This window comes from Bradyrhizobium sp. NAS80.1, assembly GCF_001908205.1.
Lineage (GTDB): Bacteria > Pseudomonadota > Alphaproteobacteria > Rhizobiales > Xanthobacteraceae > Bradyrhizobium.
Map to the genome: position 1 here is coordinate 1 of NZ_LGHL01000419.1, position 1,196 is coordinate 1,196.

The 1,196-nt window shown below is 59.2% G+C and carries 1 protein-coding gene and 1 tRNA gene; one reads left to right on the forward strand and one right to left on the reverse strand.

Annotation, left to right across the window (positions count from 1 at the left end; translation table 11 throughout):
* A partial coding sequence (locus AC629_RS43980) for a LysR substrate-binding domain-containing protein (RefSeq protein ID WP_245332207.1) occupies positions 1-308 on the forward strand: 308 nt, incomplete at its 5' end.
* Positions 309-648: 340 nt separating this feature from the next.
* Here AC629_RS43980 and AC629_RS43985 read toward each other — a convergent pair.
* Positions 649-725, reverse strand: a tRNA-Arg gene (locus AC629_RS43985).
* Between the last annotated feature and the right edge of the window lie 471 nt (positions 726-1,196).

A 1,196-nucleotide genomic window follows, 5' to 3' on the forward strand; every position in this document is an offset into this window, starting at 1 on the left:
CAGGCGAGAAATTGGCACGGGCGTTCGAGGATGCAAACGTGCCGCTGCGTCTCGCAGCGGAAGTGTCGCAGTCCTCAATTGCGTGCGCATTGGTCCATGCTGGTGTCGGCATAGCTGTATTGGACGGCTTCGCCCTAATGGCAGCGCGCGATCAGGGAATGGAGATCCGCCCGTTCGCTCCCCGCATACCTATCCAAGCAAGGCTGCTTCAGGCGCGACATCGCCCGCTGTCGAACTTGGCGCGGGCGTTCATAGATGTGCTCTATTCCATGGTCGGGCCCAGCCGTCCCATCGCGCCAACGGCGTGAGCGCGGGTCGAACATCGGGTGCGATAGCCCAAACCGTGAGACTGGTCCGACGAGCGTGCCGTTCGCTCGTCGGTGACCGAGATGCGTACGCGGTTTCACGAGCTCGCCAAACCCGGAAGTCTGGCGGCAGGACAGGTTGTGTACTTTCGGCCGCTATCGCCGCGTTTCCTTCGAGGGCGAAGATCGGTTGAAACGACTCGAATGGCCACATCAGTTCGAACATCGACGCAGTCGAAGTGGACGACCGAGTCATCCGGATCGTCGGCAATAAGAACATTCTGCAGCTGCCGTTGCACGCAAACAGATCGAGAACGGAAATGTTCGTGGTTCTGTACCGAAATGGCGCACCCGACACGATTCGAACGTGTGGCCTTCGCCTTCGGAGGGCGACGCTCTATCCAGCTGAGCTACGGGTGCTTACTGCTTACGCGGATGAGTGAACCCCAACGCGCAGCCCTGGCAAGCCATTGCAGTACAATACTCTTTCTTCGTCACTTTTCGCACCAGCTGGCTTGACACGTGCCTTCGGAGGGCAAACGACGATCCGCAATTCTGAGGCGTAGTTGGATCGCGCACGAAAGGCGGCCTTCGAGGGACTATCAAAGCGCGGCGGGCCAGTTATGCTGCCCGCCGATAGCAAAACAGGGCTTCTGAAATAGTGGGTTTCGCGATGTAGCGGACCCCCGCGGCAAGACCCCCATCTCGGCCCCGGAGTTGAGAAAAGCTAAAGCTGGATATCGCTCCGGCATGTCAGCTATCTCGGCATAGGCGGGCATTGATCGGTATAGAAGCCGATGTCTGCTGGTGACCCTGGCTGTTCTCTAATTCCGGGCCTGCGGTCAAGACTCTCCAAACACATCCTTGCCGGGTTCATGGTTCTCTCCGCGG